This window comes from Polynucleobacter sp. es-GGE-1 (genome assembly GCF_018882005.1).
In the GTDB taxonomy this organism is placed as follows: domain Bacteria; phylum Pseudomonadota; class Gammaproteobacteria; order Burkholderiales; family Burkholderiaceae; genus Polynucleobacter.
This window is the reverse complement of sequence record NZ_JACVPE010000010.1, coordinates 133,583-148,762: the sequence shown is the minus strand read 5'-3', so window position 1 is coordinate 148,762 and position 15,180 is coordinate 133,583. Positions and strand designations below refer to the sequence as shown.

Here is a 15,180-nt window from a genome sequence, read left to right as displayed (position 1 = left end):
TTACCACCTGATAAACTCACTTATCTATGTTGCTGACTAATAAAAATCGTTTAATTGAAATGCTGAGTGCAACCCTTCAGGGCTTGGCTCAAGAGCGCGGACTAGGTGAGACACCGGCGCCCCGCTTAGAGCGTCCTAAGGCCGTTGATCATGGCGATGTCGCCTGTAATATTGCGCTCCAACTTTCAAAAGCTTGGAAGCTCAATCCAAGAGATCTGGCCCAAGCTTTGGTAGAGCGTTTACAAAAACAGTCTGACTTTAAGCAATTAATCGCATCCTGTGAAATCGCTGGTCCTGGTTTTATTAATTTCAGACTAAGCAATGCAGCCAAAACGGCAGTAGTTGGAGAGATTCTTTCGGGTGGTCCTTATTTTGGTGAGATTGCTCAAGGAGGCGAGCCTATTGCTAGCGCTATGATTGAATTCGTTTCAGCCAATCCCACTGGCCCATTGCATGTTGGTCATGGCAGGCAGGCTGCACTTGGTGATGCCTTAGCAAATCTATTAGCTACCCAGGGAATTAAGGTGTATCGTGAGTTTTATTACAACGATGCGGGCGTTCAGATAGCCAACCTTGCTTTGTCTGTTCAGGCGCGTCTGAATGGTTTGAAACCTGGTGATACTAATTGGCCCGAGCAAGCCTATAACGGTGAATATATTGCAGAGATTGCAACAGCATTTAAAGCATCTCCCGAATATCGGGATGATCTAGAAGCTATTCGTCAATTTGCTGTTGCGTATTTGCGCAATGAACAAGATATCGATTTGAAAATATTTGGTGTGAAGTTTGATTGCTATTACCTAGAGTCTTCTTTATATACAGATGGTAGCGTTGGTGAGATTGTTCAGGATTTACAGAGCATTGGTAAGACCTATGAATCCGAGGGCGCACTTTGGCTCAGAACAACTGATGATGGCGATGACAAAGATCGTGTGATGCGTAAGTCCGATGGCAGCTTTACTTACTTTGTTCCTGATGTTGCATACCACGCCAGCAAATGGAACCGTGGCTTTACAAAAGTGATCAATGTGCAAGGTAGCGATCACCACGGCACGATTGCACGTGTCCGTTCAGGCTTGCAGGGTGTGGCTCAGAAGCGTGGTTGGGAAATCCCGAAGACATATCCAGACTATGTATTGCATAAGATGGTTACCGTGATGCGCAATGGCGAAGAGGTCAAAATTTCTAAGCGGGCTGGTTCATATGTGACAGTGCGCGATTTAGTTGAGTGGTCTGGTGGCGTTAGCCCAGAGATGACACTAGAGGAAAGAGAGTTAGCGCTACAGCGCGGACGTGATGCGGTGCGCTTTTTCCTCATCTCTCGCAAAGCGGATACAGAATTTGTATTTGATATTGATTTAGCGCTTCAACAAAACGATGAGAACCCTGTCTTCTATGTGCAATATGCCCATGCGCGGATTAGTTCGATCCTGCAGCAATGGGGCGGCAGCACGTCAGATCTAGTGGGTGCAGACTTATCTTTATTACAAAGTAAGGCTTCAGATCATTTGCTAAGACGTTTGGCTGAGTATCCTGAGGTGTTAACAGATGCAGCAGCTGAATTAGCCCCGCATGCGCTTGCTTTCTATTTACGTGATTTGGCTGGAGATTTTCATACTTTCTACAATGCCGATCGTGTATTAGTAGATGATGAAAGCCTGAAATTAGCCCGACTTGCTCTTTTATCAGCCACTCGCCAAGTTCTACAGAATGGTTTAAAGCTTCTAGGGGTATCTGCACCAGCAAAGATGTAGTAGCAAAGAATAGCGTGAATAGGTAAGATGAGGAAATGATGAAAAAACCGAATCAGCAGGATGGCTTCATGAAGCACGAAAGAGAATCTATTCCTGTTAATAATGCTCAATATGGCGGCACTATTCTGGGCTTTGTTTTGGGTTTAGGCGCTGGTCTTGGGATTGCATTTTTTATTGCTTTCTACCTTTCTAAAAATACGCCTCAAGAAAGACCTGGCGTACGCGCGCCAAATTTACCAATGTTGATTAAGCCTGCCGCTCAAGCTGACGGAGAGGCTGCTGCCCCCGCAGAGCAATTAGATTTGAATAAGCCACTACAAGGTAAAAGTCCCGCACCGGCTACCACTGACCCAATTGGCGATTTGGTAGGCGGCAAGAAGTCAGCGGAAGCTGCTGCTCAAGCAGCCGCAAAAGGCGATGCCATTTATTTCTTGCAGGTTGGTGCTTTTACAAAACGTGCAGATGCAGATGCGCAAAAAGCAAGCCTAGCTATTCAGGGTATCCAAACACAATTGAGTGAAGTAACTGCTGATGGAAATACTCTATGGCGTGTTCGCTCAGGGCCTTATAACAGTCCTGAAGAAAGTAATCCAGCGCGTGACAAGTTAAATACCTTGGGCATCAAACCCACCCTTATCAAAGCTAGCAAGTAAAGTAAACATGATGATCGCATTGAGCAAAAGAGTATTTTTTGTATTCTCCTTTATCTTTTTGACTGGCCTTGCCATTGCGCAGGGACAAAAAATTGAAGAGGGATTTGAATATCGTGTTTTGCCTGTGCCTCAGCCAGTAGAAACCAAAGGCAAAGTTGAGGTCATTGAATTCTTTTGGTATGGCTGTCCCCATTGCTATGACTTTGAGCCTGAGCTTAGCACTTGGGTGAAGCGTCAACCAAAAGATGTGGTTTTCCGTAGAGTACCAGTAGCGTTCCGCGATGATTTCTTGCCACATAGCCAACTTTTCTATGCGCTTGAGGCCATGGGTAAAGGCAATGCCTTAAATGAGAAGGTGATGTATGCGATACATAAGGAAAATAAACGCTTACTGACCGAGCCTGAAATTACAGATTGGGTTGCCTCACAAGGCGTTGATAGCAATACTTTTTTAGCCACCTATCGCTCCTTTGCTGTTGTGTCTAAGGCAAGAGCTGCTAAGCAATTGGCGGAGGCATATCGTATTGACGGTGTTCCTACGATTGTGATGCAGGGCAAGTACGTTACTTCACCATCTATAGCTGGGACTAAAGCTAAAGCAATTGCTGTGATGGATTATCTCGAAGAGAAAATTCGGAAAGATAAGTACAAGTAGTAATTCTCAAGTATTACAAGCACTCCTTCTTCTTGCTTAGATTTTGACGAAGCGCCGCACAATCCAGAAATAGAGTGGATAAGGCAGAATTCTTAAGAACTTTAAAAATCCTGAGAATCTCTTGGGGAAGTGAATATCAAATTCCCCTCTTTGGATGCCGCTTAAAATTTCTTTGGCAGCTTCTTCAGCCGAAATCAAGGCAGGCATTTCAAAATCATTTTGAGCAGTAGCCTCGGTTGCAACAAAACCCGGGGAGATCATATGAACACTGATACCTTGAGGTAGTAAATCGTAGTACAGAGTTTCACAGAAATTGATGATGCCGGCTTTACTAGGGCCATAAGCCAATGCTTTAGGTAGGCCGCTATATCCTGCAACGCTACCAACAATGGCAATATGTCCGGAATGCGCCTTGAGCATTTCAGGTAGGACTAGTGCAACTGCCCTCATGGGTCCGAGGAGATTGGCCTCAATCGTTTGCTCTGCAATATTGATCTCAAAATCGTCTGCCCGTAAGGGCACATAGATGCCTGAGACAAATAGTAATAAATCTAATCCACCCCAAGTTTTAAGGAGAGTCTGATAGCCATGAGTGAGTTGATCACGATTGGTGACATCTAATGGAATAACTAAGGTTTGAGTAAGCTTTGCATGCTCTACGATTGTATTTAAACGTTCTACTCTTCTGCTCGATAACGCAACTTTAGCGCCTTGATTGATGAAGGCTTTAGCGCATGCTTCGCCAATTCCGCTAGAGGCGCCAATGACCCAGATGCGCTTTCCTGCAAAATTTGCTATACCTGTTTGTTTCATGCTGTCAGCGCATCCGGAGATGTTGGGGCTTGCTGATGACTTAAAGTGAACTGCACAACATCAATATTGCGCTCTGAAAATCCTGCGGCACAATACATCAAATAGAAATTCCAAAGTCTGATGAATGCCTCATCAAAGCCTAGTTCGCGAACTTCTTGGAGTTTTTGGTTAAAACTGTCGCGCCAGAGGCAGAGTGTTTTGGCATAGTCAGATCCAAACGCAAATTCCGCCTCAATTTGAAGACCAGCCTTTTCTGCACTTGCTTTAAAGCTAGAGCGAGAAGGTAGCATTCCACCTGGAAAGACATATTGCTGAATAAAGTCAGTGTTGTGGCGATAGCGTTCAAATAATTCTTCAGCAATCACAATCGTTTGAATGCAGGCTTTACCGCCAGCCTTGAGGCATTTAGCAATCATCTGAAAGTATTCTGGCCAATGTTTTTCTCCAACAGCTTCAAACATTTCAACGGAAGCAATCCCATTGAATTTTTCTTGGCAGTCACGATAGTCTTGCAACCGAACTTCAAACGATTGGGCCTTACTTGCTTTTGCCTCTACCTTTGCCAAACGATTTTCAGCAAAGGCTTTTTGTTCAGTCGAAAGTGTCAGGCCAGTAATGGAGCGCTCACTTAATAATGCCTCCTCCATAATGCCACCCCAGCCACAGCCAATCTCTAATATATGATCTCCTGGTCTAGTCTTGAGTGATTCCAGAATCCGCCTGATCTTAGCGCGCTGCGCTTCAGCCAGTGTTTGCCTGTCGCTTTCTGAAAACCAGGCACTGGAGTAACTCATCGTTGGGTCTAACCACAGGCTATAAAAAGCATTCCCTAGATCGTAGTGCGCATGAATATTCTTGCGGCTACCAGCTTTGCTGTTATCGCGAAGCCAGTGCTTAAAACGGTAGAGGATCGATCCAAGCCAGCTACCGTAAATTGCTTTTTCAAGAATGGTGCGATTACGAATAGCCAATTCCAAAATCGCTTGGAGATTAGAGGTATTCCACTCGCCGCGGATATAGCTCTCTGCAAAGCCGATATCGCCATGTGACATCACTTGTTTGAAAACAGACCAATCATGAATTTGAATGTCAGCATTCAATGAATCTGTATGCTTACCAAATTCTCGTATTTCACCATCTGGCAAAGTCATTTTGAGATAGCCACTGCTGAGTCTGGACAAACTGGTCAGAAGTGCTTTGCTACTCAGATCTTTACTAGATGAGTTAATCGCGCGGTTTTGTGGACGCGAAAAATTGAGTCGTGATAGTAAGTTTTGTCCAGGGCGATTCATCTACTGACTTCAAATTCTGGTGGTTTAGGTTTTGAATGAAAGGGTACACCTTTAATCCATAATTTTAATGCTTGCCAGTGAATACGGAAAATGACTCCCAAGCTCATTAATGGGTAGCGTAAGAGCGCTAAATAAAGCGTGGATTTGCTAAGCAGGCGGCTTTTTCCGCTAATGCTGGTATTGATGAGGGGCAGGCCATCTTCGTGCAGTTCAATACGGGCAACAGAGTGTTGCTTGGAATTGCTATCTTGAGCAAACAAGAACCGGAACCGATATTCACCACGGACTGCACAAAAAGGTGACACATGAAATACTTTTTTACTGGTGAGGGTCTCGCCCGATAGAAGCGGCTCTCCAGAATCTTTGTGTAATAAATAACAGTGACGCTCGCCAAAGGTATTATTTACTTCAGCCAATACTGCGTAAACTTTTCCATCTGCCTCGGAGCAGATCCAAAAGCTGACAGGGTTAAAAACATAACCCAATACTCTAGGAAAAGTTTGTAACCAAATTTCCCCATCCTTATTCAGTAGATTGTTTTCTTGCAGAATATTTTCAATCCAGGCCAGACTATCTTTGCCTCCAAGCCCATGGTCTTTATCGAAGAATGAACATAAACCTAGTTTGTTGTCGCCTAGACCACCATTGCTCAGAAGCTGAGGATTTTGTCTGCGAGCCCGCATTGGGATAGATACGGTAAATACACCATATCCAAAAGCATTCTTTGCCGGTCGAAGACGACTATGTTTTACATCTCCAAAGTTAATCTTTGCTTGATTCATTTAGCGTGCATCTTGTTTTGGGATGACATTGAGAGCCGGGCGGATGCTTTCAATTAAAGCTTCTGCGACTAGTTCGCCAGAGCGCAGACCATCTTCATGGAAGCCAAAGCCAGTCCATGCCCCGCAATACCAAATAGATGAGTTGCCTTGAATGAGTGGCAACTCTTTCTGTGCTTGAATAGCGCCCATGTCAAATATTGGATGTGAATAATGAATTTCTTGATGTACCAGTTTTGGATCTGGTTCTGAGGAGGGGTTAAGACTCACAATAATTTGGGTATTGTTGAGTTTTGCAGGTAAAGGCTGTAAGCGATTAATGAGGTAATTGACGCTAACGTGCTGCTTCGAGCTTGGTGCTGCACCAGACTTTGCTGTGTAGTTCCATGCAGCCCAGCAACGCTTTGCTTCCGGCAAGAAATTGGTATCCGTGTGCAAAATCGCACGATTTTTTTGATAGGGAATGGCGGCTAAGATATTTCTGGCTTGTTGCCCAATCCCATGCACAAGCTCTAAGGCTTGATCGCTATGACAGGCCATCACTACTTCGTCAAACCAGGCTGAGCCTGCTGAACTAATCACTTCAACTTGGGCGCTTTCATCTTGGCTTGTGTTGACGCGCAATACAGAATCACGCTTAATCGCGACCTGATTTTTTTCTAAGGCACTGACTAAGCGCTTTACGTATTCTCGGGATCCGCCTTGAATGGTGAGCCATTGCGGCCGATTTTGAATTTGCAGTAAACCGTGATTGTGACAAAAACGGATCATCGTCTGGATTGGAAATTCCAGCATTTGCTCCACAGAGCAAGACCAGATTGCACCAATCATAGGCAGGAAATAATTCTCTCTAAAGCTTTGACTAAAGCGATTTCGGTTTAGGAAATTAGCAATCGTTTCATCTGGCTGAGTATGATGATGACCCGCAGCAATCTGTTCATGAGCAAGCCGAGTTGCCATGCGATTAAAACGCAGAATGTCATAAGCCATACGCCAAAATGACAGAGATAGTAAATTAGAGCGTTGTCCAAAAAATGAATTGATGTCATTGCCAGCCCACTCTATCTTTCGATGCGCAGGATTTTTTTCAGAAACATCAATCGACACAGAAAAAGACATTTCAGAAGGGGCAACTGAAGCCTGGATTTCCTCGAACAGTCTAACTAGTCTAGGGTAGGTCTTACGGTTAAATACTAGAAAGCCAGTATCAACACCGTGCGTAATTTTTTCGCCAGCGATATTGCAAGTAAAGTCAACGGTATTGCTGTGACCACCAATATGATCCCCGCCTTCGTATATTGTCAGTTCAATATCTGGGTTCTGTCTTAATGCATATGCACACCCAAGTCCGGAGATTCCAGCGCCAACAATCGCAATTCTTTTTTTGCTCACTGAACTTTTTCCTCTAGGAGTTTTTCTATTTGATTGGTGATGCTGCTACTGGTGGGCTTGGTCATGCTTCCAAAAGAATCAATCACATTGCCATTACGGTCTATTAAATATTTATAGAAATTCCATTTTGGCGTTGTGCCTGTTTTGGTAATTAACATTTTGAAGAGGGGGTTCGGGTTGCTTCCAGAAACATTACTCTTGGCAAACATCGGGAACTTCACATCGTAAGTATTTTTACAAAAGTCAGCAATTTCTTTGTTACTGCCTGGTTCTTGTTGGCCAAAGTCATTCGATGGAAAGCCCAGCACAACAAAACCCCGATCCTTATATTTGGCGTAAATTTTTTCGAGACCCTCATACTGACTCGTGAATCCACAAAAACTCGCTGTATTGACCGCTAGGATGACCTTGCCTTGGTATTGGCAAAGACTTTGCGGTGCTTCGTCTTGGAGGCGTAGGAAAGTATGCGAAAGCAGGGGGCTGCAATTAGGGGCGGCATTTGCAATCTCGATTCCAGAAATGGAGAAAAAGAGTACGAAAAGCCAGCCAGCCACTTTATTGAGTCTCTTGCGGTTCATATTGTCACTTTATTTTCTGCTTTTGAGTGCCCAAGTTTAAGACATTCTGGGTAATATCGCAGGTTAGTTTGTAATGCTATTAATATTGCGTTATGAGCTCTTTGCCCCCACCTTCATTTGAGTCTAAAGTTTGCCCAGCCGAGCAACTTGAAGCACGAATTGCTAAATTGCCTAGACCCCTAGTATTTACCAACGGTGTATTTGATATCTTGCATCGTGGCCATGCGAGTTACCTTTCTCAAGCCCGTTCTCTAGGGGCAAGTCTTGTAGTTGGCGTGAATTCAGATGCTTCGGTAAAAATGTTGGGTAAAGGTGACGATAGACCTATTAATTCTGAATCTGATCGGCAAGCTTTATTAGCTGCTCTTGAAAGTGTTGATATGGCCGTGCTATTTACCGAGCAAACCCCAGTAAATCTAATTGAGAAAATTCGCCCTGATATTTATGTCAAGGGAGGCGATTATGAGATTGATACTTTGGCTGAAACTCAGCTTGTCAAAACGTGGGGTGGCAAAGCCATTGCCATTCCATTTTTGTATGAGCGCTCTACAACCAGTTTGCTGGGCAAAATTCGCTCTTAATGATTTTGTAAAAGCCAGCTCCAAATACCTCGCAGTACTAGCCCCTCACTGGTTTCTATATTTAATGTATTCAGTTTGCTAAATTGCTTCATTTCAGTTGCTAATATTTTTGCGTTACCACCATCAAACCAAATTTTTTCAACGGGTTGATTCATTTGTTTTGCAAGCTCGATCGCACACTGGATTGCACCAATTTGCGCGGCATTACATCCGCTAATAATGGCCTCATTCGTGGATAAACCAAAACCATGTTGAGGCTCTACTGGAGTTGCTAGTGGTAGTTGTGCCGTATTTCCTTCTAAACTCTTGAGCATGACTTCAAGGCCCGGCAGAATCCAGCCGCCATAATGCACGCCGTTAGAGCCAAGTAAATCAATGGTTGTGGCAGTGCCTGCATTGATGATTAAGGCATTTGTTTTTGATAGTACACGCGCCGCGATGACGGCGGCCCAGCGGTCAGCCCCTAGTTTGCTGAGGTCTTGGTATAGGGTGCGAATGCCATCAACAGCACTATCACCCATGAGTTGCTTCCATTCAACATCTTGCCACTGTGGAAAGAGTGACTTGAGGTGCTCGATAGCTTCTTGCCCTGCGACGCAACTAAATGCAATGGCACTAGGTTTGGGTAAAGTCTTAGAAATGTAATCAGCTAACTCCGCTCTATGCTCTGCGGATTGCAGTGACTTACTGCTAATAGCTCCAGAGTAGGCCCACAATTTTTTCTGTTGATCAGAAGGATGTTGAGCAGACTCAACTGCTGCCCACTTTAAGCGCGTGTTGCCGATATCAAACAATAAATACAGACTCATGATTGAACTCTCAGTGATACGTCACCAGCATAAATGGCAATCGTTTTATCTTCCTGCTCAAGCAAAAGGGCGCCATTCATATCAACCCCTTTTGCGATACCGTATCTAGGATCTTTACTGGCGCCTGAAATAGAGACTTTCTGATCTGTAAAAGCATCCCAGTGAAGCCATTCTTGTTGATATGCAGCAAAACCTAGTTGATCAAATTTTTTGAAATGCTCCTCGAAAGACTCTAGTAGCGTTAGCCAAAGATATTCGACATCAGGGAGTTTGCTTCCCTGTGGAAGTAACTCTTCTAAGGAGCTGACTTTTATCTCGTTTTGCAGATCTTTTTCGATTGCATTAGCATTGCATAAATTAATGCCAACACCGACGATCATCCAGCTTGGATCCCCAACTTGGGCTTGTCCACCTTCAACTAGAATTCCGGCTAGCTTTGCGCCGTTTAGCAATAAATCGTTAGGCCATTTGAGGCGCAATCCTGCTTGGTGAAGATCGAATGGATCAAGTTGATATGCGCGAGCAATGCCTTTAATGACGGCAATGCCAACTAATAGACTAAGACCGGTTAGTTCTATAGGGCTGCGATGAAAGGGGAAGGCCATTGAGAAGCAAAGGGAGTCCTCTGGGTTAGAGAGCCACGCGCGTCCCGCCCTTCCTTTGCCAGCAGTCTGTATGTGGGCAATACGAGCTACAGGATCTATCAGCGCGCCAGCACGCCAGCGCTCCAAGAGATCATCATTTGTTGATTTAGTCTCAATAACACGTTCAAGGATGCAATTAGCGGTCATTTCGCCATTGTAGAAAGGTCTGACCTAGAATTGTGGAATGGATGTAAATGATCAGCGCCCCCGCAAACTAATATGGCCTCTACAAGCGATGCCGCTGGCTCGCGCAATGAGTCTTGCTTATGCATTATTGATTCTCTATGTCAGCCTAAATCCATTTGATTTTGACTTTCAGAATGGGATTGCTACATGGGCTTGGCTAGATGCCCCTTTGCCGCGCTTCATTACGCTTTTTGATGTTTCAGTGAATATCTTGGCCTATATTCCTTTTGGGTTTTTACTAGTCTTTTCGGCATATCCTCGCTGGCGAAATTTTGTTGCTTTAGGAATGGCCATTAGCTTAAGTGCTCTATTGGCCCTGAGTGTTGAAACTCTACAAACTTGGGTTCCAACGCGTATTCCAAGCTTGATGGATTGGTGGGCCAATGTGTTTGGAGGTTTATTGGGCGGTTTATTGGCTATTCCTCTGGGGCCCGAGTGGCTATCTGGAACTGCCATCCGGCGCAGGTTTGGCCAATGGTTCGGTGTGAATTGGGCGATATGTGCTCTTTTTCTGCTATTTCCATGGTCGCAGATTTATCCTCAAAGCTCATGGCTTGGCGTAGGACTTTGGGGGCACGTCATTTTTGGGCCTGTTGATTGGGGTACGACAGTCATTAATCAAGTCATTCAAGAAACCCTCATTACTGGTTTTTGTTGGTTTGGCGTTGCGCTTTTGCTTTCTTCGGGGATGCGCCTCAAGGCGCCACAATGGCATATCCTTAACGGCTTACTGGGTCTTACGGTGTTGCTAAAGATTCTGTTTACAGCGCTTCAGTTTGGTTGGGAGTTCAGCTTCATTTGGCTGACAGCAGGCGCCTTTTGGGGAATGTTATTGGCAACAGTTGCACTACGATGGGCTTTGCGTATGAAGTTAATAACAAAGCAATTGTTAGCAATATTTTGTTTGATAGGCATTACGGTCGCGATTAATGTAATGCCTGATAATCCCTATTTCATCCTGACTCTCAGGCATTGGAACCAAGGACGACTATTGCACTTTAATGAGTTAATGCAATGGGTTTCAGTGATATGGTTACCACTAGCCTCTGTTTGGATGATTCGCAACATAGCAGACCTGAAATCAAAGTATTGATGAATATAATTTTCTGATGAGCTTTTCACACCACCTATTTTTTTGTTTGAATCAACGCAACAATGGGGAAGATTGTTGCGATCGGCATAATGCCTTTGCGCTATTTGAATATGCCAAGAACCGGGTCAAAGAGCTGGGGCTAGCTGGACCCGGAAAGATCCGTGTGAATAAAGCAGGATGCTTGGATCGTTGTGCTGATGGACCAGTGATGGTTGTCTATCCAGAGGGTGTTTGGTATACCTTGGTGGATAAAGAAGATATAGAAGAAATTATCCAATCCCATTTAATCAATGGTCTCCCAGTAGAGCGCTTGCAGCTAGCGTAGCGCTTCTGAGTAATTTGTAGTTTTTAGTTATTGTTGAAAGTTTTCTTCATGAATAGCCGTACAAAAGTAATTCATATAGATGGCATTGTGGGCGCGATAGAAATGTCCATCGATCTTCCTGATGAATTAAAAAATGATCCATCATTTGCTGTGCGTGGACTCGCCTTAGTTGCGCATCCGCATCCTCTGTTGGGCGGCACCATGGACAACAAAGTTGCACAAACAATGGCCCGTGCATTTAATCAATTGGGATATGTCAGTGTGCGTCCAAACTTTCGGGGTGTTGGGGGTACTGCAGGTGTTCACGATCATGGTGTAGGAGAACTAGAAGATTTACTGCATGTCACTGAGTGGATGCAAACCCCATCTAGTTGGTCTCAATTTGAAGGGACAGTACATCAACCTTGGGTCAATGCGGCCAATACTTTGCCGCTGGTGGTTTCAGGGTTCTCGTTCGGCAGTTTTGTGGGCAGTCATTTGGTGCAAAGGCTTGCTGAGCTTGGGCGTCCTGCCGAGCGTTTAGTAATGGTGGGAAGTGCTGCTGGTAAGTGGACATTGGCTCCGGTGCCCGCTGATACCATTCTGATTCATGGTGAGCTGGACGAAACTATTCTCCTGAAAAATGTCTTTGATTGGGCGCTTCCGCAAGAGTTGACAGTGCAAGTGGTGCCTGGCGCAGACCATTTCTTTCATCGTAGACTGCATTGCATTCGCAACATCATTACAAGCGCCTGGCTAGGTATGCCAGACCATCGCAAGAGTTGATTGGAACAATAGGAAATTGAGTTAATAAAATTATGGCCGAAGAAAAATCACTCATTGAATACCCCTCTCTTTTTCCGATTAAGGTGATGGGGAAAAATATTCCTGAGTATCTGCCCGCAATCATTCATATTGCTAAACAGTTTGATCCAACATTAGATGAGAGCAAGATAGAGCAGAGACCATCGAAGGACGGAAATTATCTTGGCATTACTCTGCCGATTACCGCAACCAGTCGTGAGCAACTTGACGAGCTTTATCGAACGCTTTCAACTCATCCATTGGTGAGTATTGTTCTCTAACAAGCGCTTATGACGGCTTTAGTAAAATATCTTGGTTTGGCTGATTACGCAAAAACATATGAGGCAATGCGTACTTTCACAAAGGATCGCGATTCTAGTACTCCAGATGAGATTTGGATCTTGGAGCATCCGCCAGTATTTACTTTAGGTTTGGCTGGCGATGCTGGTAACTTGCACTCCCCAAGCAATCAAATCCCGCTGGTGCAAGTAGATCGTGGCGGGGAGGTTACTTACCATGGGCCTGGTCAGATCGTTGTGTACTTATTACTTGACCTGAAGCGTCTTGGAATATTTGTAAAAGAGTTGGTCTCGCGTATTGAGCAGTCCCTAATTGATACCTTGGGAGATTTTGGAATACAGGCCGAAAGAAAACCAGGCGCACCAGGGATCTATATTTCTCAGCAGGCTGGAGTTTCGCCAGAATGGTTTGGGGCAAAAGTGGCAGCCCTTGGACTCAAGGTCTCTAAAAGCTGCTCCTATCATGGCTTAGCGCTGAATGTAGCAACTGATCTAGAGGCTTTTGGGCGCATCCACCCTTGTGGTTATGAGGGCTTAAGGACAGTAGACATGCAAACCCTTGGGATCAAGGACAATATGGATTCAATTAGCCAAAAGCTTTTAAGCCATTTGCAAAAGCAACTAATGCCATCATGACTGTTAACAAGACCGATACAAAGCAATCTATTGAAGGGCGCCAAGACCTTCAGTATGACGCTACTCGTAAGCAAAAATCGAGCGAGAAGACTGCGCGCATTCCAATCAAGATTGTGCCCCTTCAGGAAGTTCTCAAAAAGCCAGATTGGATTCGGGTAAAGGCTGCATCAGGCAACTCACGTTTTGCGGAGATAAAAAAGATTCTGCGTGAAAACGAATTAGTAACCGTTTGTGAAGAAGCCAGCTGCCCCAATATTGGCGAATGCTTTGGTAAGGGTACGGCGACATTCATGATCATGGGCGATAAGTGCACGCGACGTTGCCCGTTTTGTGATGTAGGTCACGGCAGACCAGATCCGCTAGATCAGAAAGAGCCGGCTAACTTGGCTCGCACAATTGCAGCGTTGAAATTAAATTATGTCGTAATTACTAGCGTTGATCGCGATGACTTGCGTGATGGTGGGGCGATGCATTATGTCGATTGCATTTCACAATCGCGCGGCCTCTCTCCAAATACGCGTATTGAGGTATTGGTGCCCGATTTCCGTGGTCGCTTGGATAAAGCGCTTGATATTTTCGCAGAGCATGCACCCAATGGTTTACCTGATGTCATGAACCACAACCTGGAAACTGTCCCCCGTTTATACAAACAAGCGCGACCAGGGGCCGACTATTTGCATTCACTGAAATTATTGAAAGACTTTAAAGAACGCTTTCCTAAGATCCCAACAAAGAGTGGTTTGATGGTTGGGTTGGGGGAGACTGACGAAGAGATTCTAGAGGTAATGCAGGATATGCGTGAGCACGATATTGATATGCTCACTATCGGCCAATATCTTGCGCCCACGGGTCATCATCTACCTGTTCAACGTTATGTTCACCCTGATGTATTCAGGATGTTTGAAGAGAGGGCTTATGCAATGGGCTTCTCGCATGCAGCAGTTGGTGCAATGGTGCGCTCTAGTTATCATGCAGATCAACAGGCGCATGGAGCGGGCGTTGTTTAAAAGTGTTTTAAGAGCTTGTGTAGTTTTAGCAGCATGTATTTTTTTATCAGCCTGCAGTCCTAAGCTCAATTGGCGCACAGTCCAATCTCCTGAGCAGCGATATACCGCACTTTTTCCGGGTAAGTCAGACAAACTTGAGCGACTTATCCCCTATCAGGATCAAGAATTCAAACAAACGCTTGAGGCAGTGAAAATCGATGATGATATTTATTCCATCAGCTCGATTCAAGTGCCGGCTAATCAATCAGATTTAGTTCAGAAAATCATCGATCAATTGCATGGTAATTTATTGGAGCGAGCAAAAGCATCGGGCGGTACTGTTTTGACAGAAGATGTTTTCTATCAAACTGGCAGTCATCAGCGATTGCCTATTAAAGATTATTTCATTGCGTTTAGCTCAAACAGTAAAGCTCAAAAAACTATGAGAGTGCGCTGGATAGTGCGTTCAGTTGAGGGTAGTGGAGTTTGGATATATCAAGTATCTGTATTGCATGCAAATGCAGATAGCAGCGATGCAAAAGTAGCTTTATCTAAAGAAGAGTACGCAAACTTTTTTAATGAGTTTCATCCAGAGTGAAACAATAGAACGAAAAATTTAAGTAGATTAATTTTTTTCTAGAGTGGCAACTTTTGCTTCAAGCGCTTCTAGTTTTTCTCTGGTCTTTGCAAGTACTTTGCTTTGTAACTCGAATTCTTCACGAGTCACGAGATCCATTTTCTGAAAACCTTGATTCATCATTGCACGCACATTCTTTTCAATTTCTTGAGCTGGTGAATTACGAATGGCATCACCCACTTTATTTTGCATATCGTTAGCAATGCGTTGGATTTGCTCGAGGATTTCACCGGGTTTTTGCATGATGGGTTCGCAGTTCTAATGGAGGTTGCATAAAAGATACAC

19 protein-coding genes are annotated in these 15,180 nt (G+C 44.5%); 11 read left to right on the top strand and 8 right to left on the bottom strand.

What is annotated here, in order from left to right; all coding sequences use genetic code 11:
- The first annotated feature begins 26 nt into the window (after positions 1-26).
- From argS to ICN35_RS09605, 3 genes are read left to right on the top strand one after another with little or no spacing between them, the layout of a single operon-like run.
- A complete protein-coding gene (gene argS, locus ICN35_RS09615; RefSeq protein ID WP_216127128.1) occupies positions 27-1,754 on the top strand; it encodes an arginine--tRNA ligase in 1,728 nt (575 codons plus the stop codon).
- Positions 1,755-1,792: 38 nt separating this feature from the next.
- Positions 1,793-2,407, top strand: coding sequence for an SPOR domain-containing protein (locus ICN35_RS09610; protein ID WP_255535792.1), 615 nt, complete (start codon positions 1,793-1,795; stop codon positions 2,405-2,407).
- 10 nt (positions 2,408-2,417) lie between these two features.
- Positions 2,418-3,062: a thiol:disulfide interchange protein DsbA/DsbL gene (locus ICN35_RS09605; protein WP_216127126.1), complete on the top strand. Its 645-nt coding sequence runs from the start codon at positions 2,418-2,420 to the stop codon at positions 3,060-3,062.
- 36 nt (positions 3,063-3,098) lie between these two features.
- Here ICN35_RS09605 and ICN35_RS09600 read toward each other — a convergent pair whose 3' ends face one another.
- Genes ICN35_RS09600 through ICN35_RS09580 form a run of 5 tightly spaced genes read right to left on the bottom strand, consistent with a single transcriptional unit; the run spans position 3,099 to position 7,916 of the window.
- Positions 3,099-3,875 carry an SDR family oxidoreductase gene (locus tag ICN35_RS09600; RefSeq protein WP_216127125.1) on the bottom strand — a complete coding sequence of 259 codons (777 nt, stop codon included), beginning with the start codon at positions 3,873-3,875 and terminating at the stop codon, positions 3,099-3,101.
- On the bottom strand, positions 3,872-5,167 hold the full coding sequence (locus ICN35_RS09595; RefSeq protein WP_216127124.1) for a cyclopropane-fatty-acyl-phospholipid synthase family protein: 1,296 nt from the start codon (positions 5,165-5,167) through the stop codon (positions 3,872-3,874). Before ICN35_RS09595 ends, ICN35_RS09600 begins: the two co-directional genes overlap by 4 nt.
- On the bottom strand, positions 5,164-5,949 hold the full coding sequence (locus ICN35_RS09590; protein WP_216127123.1) for a DUF1365 domain-containing protein: 786 nt from the start codon (positions 5,947-5,949) through the stop codon (positions 5,164-5,166). Before ICN35_RS09590 ends, ICN35_RS09595 begins: the two co-directional genes overlap by 4 nt.
- Positions 5,950-7,338 carry an FAD-dependent oxidoreductase gene (locus tag ICN35_RS09585; protein ID WP_216127122.1) on the bottom strand — a complete coding sequence of 463 codons (1,389 nt, stop codon included), beginning with the start codon at positions 7,336-7,338 and terminating at the stop codon, positions 5,950-5,952.
- Positions 7,335-7,916: a glutathione peroxidase gene (locus ICN35_RS09580; protein WP_216127120.1), complete on the bottom strand. Its 582-nt coding sequence runs from the start codon at positions 7,914-7,916 to the stop codon at positions 7,335-7,337. Before ICN35_RS09580 ends, ICN35_RS09585 begins: the two co-directional genes overlap by 4 nt.
- 92 nt (positions 7,917-8,008) lie before the next feature.
- Here ICN35_RS09580 and rfaE2 point away from each other — a divergent pair, with 92 nt between their 5' ends.
- Positions 8,009-8,497 carry a D-glycero-beta-D-manno-heptose 1-phosphate adenylyltransferase gene (gene rfaE2 / locus ICN35_RS09575; protein WP_215319192.1) on the top strand — a complete coding sequence of 163 codons (489 nt, stop codon included), beginning with the start codon at positions 8,009-8,011 and terminating at the stop codon, positions 8,495-8,497.
- Here rfaE2 and ICN35_RS09570 read toward each other — a convergent pair.
- Both ICN35_RS09570 and ICN35_RS09565 read right to left on the bottom strand, forming a co-directional pair.
- A complete protein-coding gene (locus ICN35_RS09570; protein ID WP_216127117.1) occupies positions 8,494-9,306 on the bottom strand; it encodes a type III pantothenate kinase in 813 nt (270 codons plus the stop codon). The genes rfaE2 and ICN35_RS09570 overlap by 4 nt on opposite strands.
- The gene (locus ICN35_RS09565; protein WP_216127115.1) at positions 9,303-10,097 is read right to left on the bottom strand and encodes a biotin--[acetyl-CoA-carboxylase] ligase; all 795 of its coding nucleotides are present in this window, start codon (positions 10,095-10,097) and stop codon (positions 9,303-9,305) included. Before ICN35_RS09565 ends, ICN35_RS09570 begins: the two co-directional genes overlap by 4 nt.
- An 88-nt stretch (positions 10,098-10,185) precedes the next feature.
- Here ICN35_RS09565 and ICN35_RS09560 point away from each other — a divergent pair, with 88 nt between their 5' ends.
- From ICN35_RS09560 to ICN35_RS09530, 7 genes are read left to right on the top strand one after another with little or no spacing between them, the layout of a single operon-like run.
- The gene (locus ICN35_RS09560; protein ID WP_255535791.1) at positions 10,186-11,229 is read left to right on the top strand and encodes a VanZ family protein; all 1,044 of its coding nucleotides are present in this window, start codon (positions 10,186-10,188) and stop codon (positions 11,227-11,229) included.
- Between the two features lie 16 nt (positions 11,230-11,245).
- Positions 11,246-11,554, top strand: a complete 309-nt coding sequence (locus ICN35_RS09555) for a ferredoxin (protein ID WP_216127102.1) — start codon at positions 11,246-11,248, stop codon at positions 11,552-11,554.
- Between the two features lie 48 nt (positions 11,555-11,602).
- The gene (locus ICN35_RS09550; RefSeq protein ID WP_216127098.1) at positions 11,603-12,319 is read left to right on the top strand and encodes an alpha/beta hydrolase; all 717 of its coding nucleotides are present in this window, start codon (positions 11,603-11,605) and stop codon (positions 12,317-12,319) included.
- A 32-nt stretch (positions 12,320-12,351) separates the two neighbouring features.
- Positions 12,352-12,618, top strand: coding sequence for a YbeD family protein (locus ICN35_RS09545; protein ID WP_216127095.1), 267 nt, complete (start codon positions 12,352-12,354; stop codon positions 12,616-12,618).
- Between the two features lie 9 nt (positions 12,619-12,627).
- Complete coding sequence (lipB, locus tag ICN35_RS09540; RefSeq protein ID WP_216127094.1) at positions 12,628-13,272, top strand: lipoyl(octanoyl) transferase LipB; 645 nt, start codon at positions 12,628-12,630, stop codon at positions 13,270-13,272.
- Positions 13,269-14,279, top strand: coding sequence for a lipoyl synthase (lipA, locus tag ICN35_RS09535; protein ID WP_216127091.1), 1,011 nt, complete (start codon positions 13,269-13,271; stop codon positions 14,277-14,279). The genes lipB and lipA overlap by 4 nt, the downstream gene beginning before the upstream one ends.
- Positions 14,272-14,856: a hypothetical protein gene (locus ICN35_RS09530; protein ID WP_216127089.1), complete on the top strand. Its 585-nt coding sequence runs from the start codon at positions 14,272-14,274 to the stop codon at positions 14,854-14,856. Before lipA ends, ICN35_RS09530 begins: the two co-directional genes overlap by 8 nt.
- Before the next feature lie 27 nt (positions 14,857-14,883).
- Here the strand turns inward: ICN35_RS09530 and ICN35_RS09525 are convergent, their stop codons facing one another.
- Positions 14,884-15,138: an accessory factor UbiK family protein gene (locus ICN35_RS09525; protein ID WP_216127086.1), complete on the bottom strand. Its 255-nt coding sequence runs from the start codon at positions 15,136-15,138 to the stop codon at positions 14,884-14,886.
- Positions 15,139-15,180 lie beyond the last annotated feature (42 nt).